General features: G+C 69.1%; 3 protein-coding genes. 1 reads left to right on the forward strand and 2 read right to left on the reverse strand.

Annotated elements, in window-relative coordinates:
- Together D7V80_RS40615 and D7V80_RS40620 are read right to left on the reverse strand one after the other, a co-directional pair.
- Positions 1–515, reverse strand: a 515-nt coding sequence (locus D7V80_RS40615; protein WP_120593111.1) for a hypothetical protein, incomplete at its 3' end; no start/stop codon positions are given.
- Between the two features lie 121 nt (positions 516–636).
- Positions 637–2199, reverse strand: coding sequence for an acyl-CoA carboxylase subunit beta (locus D7V80_RS40620; protein WP_014393925.1), 1563 nt, complete (start codon positions 2197–2199; stop codon positions 637–639).
- 220 nt (positions 2200–2419) lie between these two features.
- Here D7V80_RS40620 and D7V80_RS40625 point away from each other — a divergent pair.
- On the forward strand, positions 2420–2923 hold a 504-nt coding region (locus tag D7V80_RS40625; protein ID WP_199738989.1), incomplete at its 3' end, for a site-2 protease family protein.

The following is a 2923-nucleotide window of genomic DNA, read 5'->3' on the forward strand; positions in this document are numbered from 1 at the left end:
GGGTGCGAGGGGGCCTCCACGGCCTTGCCATCCGGCCCGAAGTCCACCGCGGCCGCCAGCAGGTTGCGCGCGGCATTCCCGCTGAAGAGGCGGGCCAGCGCTGTCGTCTCCACGTCCAGCCAGCGCGCGGCCTGGCGCAGGACGTCCAGGTACTCGCCCTCCATGGCGCGGGGCGGGCGGCTGGGAGCGGCCATGCAGACGCGCGCGTAGCTGTGCTCCCGGTCCACGTACATGCCCATGGAGCGGTCGCGGAAGTCGCGGGAGAGCGCCTGCGTCATGGCGTCCACGTGCTCCTCGGGGGAGGACACCTTGCCGGACGTCTTGCCGGAGACGAGGGGAATCTCCGCCACGTGCCAGCCGCTGTCGGCCAGCGACTCCGGACGGGGCTCCACCCACTTCACCTCGGGACAGGGGAGGTCGAGCCCCTCACACACGCCCTTGAGCGTCTGACGCAGGGCGGTGAGGTTTCCTTCGACGTCGGAGAGGAAGAGAACGAGTCGGCGCTGCTGGGACACGGGGGTGGCTCCTTGAGTGGCCCCGTGAAAGCCCCGGCGTTACCTGAGAATTTCCGGAAGTGACGACGCCCGCCTGCCCCCCTGGCGACGGGGGGCGTGCGGGCGCGGTCCGGGACTACTTCTACAGCGGGATGTTGCCGTGCTTGCGCGGCGGGTTCTCCTGCCGCTTGTCCTTGAGCATCTCCAGCGCGCGGATGACCTTGGCGCGGGTCTCTTCCGGACGGATGACCTCGTCGATGTAGCCCAGCTCCGCCGCCTTGAACGGGTTGGCGAACTTCTCGCGGTAGTCGTCCGTGAGCTTCTTGCGCTCGGCGTTGGCGTCCTGGGCCTTCAGGATTTCGTTGCGGAAGATGATGTTCACCGCGCCTTCGGGGCCCATCACGGCGATCTCCGCGGTGGGGTAGGCGTAGTTGATGTCCGCGCGGATGTGCTTGGACGCCATGACGTCGTACGCGCCGCCGTAGGCCTTGCGCGTGATGAGCGTGATCTTCGGGACGGTGGCTTCCGCGTACGCGTAGAGCAGCTTGGCGCCGTGGGTGATGATGCCGCCCCACTCCTGGTCCGTGCCGGGGAGGAAGCCGGGCACGTCCACCAGGGTGAGCAGGGGGATGTTGAAGCAGTCGCAGAAGCGCACGAAGCGCGCGGCCTTCACGCTGGCGTCGATGTCCAGGCAGCCGGCGAGCACCGCGGGCTGGTTGGCGACGATGCCCACGCTCTTGCCGTTCATGCGCGCGAAGCCGACGACGATGTTCTTCGCGAAGTGCTCCTGCACCTCGAAGAAGTGCTTCGAGTCGACGATGGCGCGGATGATCTCCTTGATGTCGTAGGGCTTGTTCGGGTTCGCCGGGACGATGGACTTGAGCGACTCCTCGGCGCGGAACGGGTCGTCCTCACACGGCTGCGCGGGCGGGTCCTCCTGGTTGTTGGAGGGCAGGAACGAGAGCAGCTCGCGCGTCATGGCGATGGCGGCCTGCTCGTTCTCCGCGGCGAAGTGGGCGACACCGGACTTCTGGTTGTGCGTGAGCGCGCCGCCCAGGGCCTCCTTGGAGACCTCTTCGTGCGTCACCGTCTTGATGACGTCCGGGCCGGTGATGAACATGTACGACGTGTCCTTCACCATCATGATGAAGTCCGTGATGGCGGGCGAGTACACCGCGCCGCCCGCGCACGGCCCCAGGATGAGCGAAATCTGGGGGACGACGCCGGACGCCAGCGTGTTGCGCAGGAAGATGTCCGCGTAGCCGGCCAGGCTCTCCACGCCTTCCTGGATGCGCGCGCCGCCGGAGTCGTTGAGCCCGATGACGGGCGCGCCCACGCGGGTGGCCAGGTCCATGATCTTGCAGATCTTCTGGGCGTAGGCGCCGGACAGCGAGCCGCCGAAGACGGTGAAGTCCTGGGCGAAGACGAACACCTGGCGGCCTTCCACGGTGCCGTAGCCGGTGACGACGCCGTCGCCGAGGATCTTCTTGTCGCCCATGCCGAAGTCGTGGCTGCGGTGGGTGACGAACTTGTCCAGCTCACTGAAGGAGCCGGGGTCGAGCAGCAGGTCGATGCGCTCGCGGGCCGTGAGCTTGCCGGCCTCGTGCTGCTTGGCGATGCGGTCGGCGCCGCCGCCCTGCTCGGCCTGCTGCTCCATCTGCTGGAGCCGTGCGCGCAAGGGATCGTTCTCGGGGGTCGTGGCCATGGGGGGCCGCTCTAACACGATTGGAGGTTGCTGGCAGCGCTTCCCTTGCTCCTGGAGGGGTGGGCGGACGGCCGGGCCCGGTGTGCACGGGATGGGGACGGGACGGAAGTTCAGGATTTCCGACACCGCGTCTTCCCGGGCTCCGGGGCCGGGGAGCGGGCAGGGGAGGCTGGCGATGCGTGCGAGGCCGGGAGCACTGCAGGTGGGCTCATTCCGGGGGGTGCCCATCCGGGTCCATGTGTCCCTGCTGGTGGCACTGCCGCTCCTGGCGCTGTCGTTCGGTGGAGCGCTCCAGCAGGCAGCGGAGACGGCGGACGTGCCGCCGGGCGCGCTGGGCGGGCACCCGTGGGCGTGGGGGCTGGCGGTGGCGGTGGGGCTGTTCCTGTCGGTGCTGCTGCACGAGATGGCGCACACCCTCTATGCGCTGCGGCATGGCGGCGAGGTGCACGGCATCACGCTGATGATTGTCGGCGGCGTGTCGGAGCTGGCGGAGGTGCCCAAGCGTCCCCGGGACGAGGCGGTGATGGCGCTGGTGGGGCCGCTGACGAGCCTGGGGCTGGCGGCGTTCCTGGGCGCGCTGACGTGGGTGGTGCACGGCCTGGGGATGTTCCAGGTGCAGTTCGCGCTCTTCACGCTGGCGATGCTCAACGCGGTGCTGGGGGGCTTCAACCTGTTGCCGGCGTTCCCCATGGATGGGGGGCGCATCGTGCGCGCGGCGCTGACG

This window comes from Corallococcus sp. CA054B (assembly GCF_003611625.1).
Taxonomy (GTDB): Bacteria; Myxococcota; Myxococcia; order Myxococcales; family Myxococcaceae; genus Corallococcus; species Corallococcus coralloides.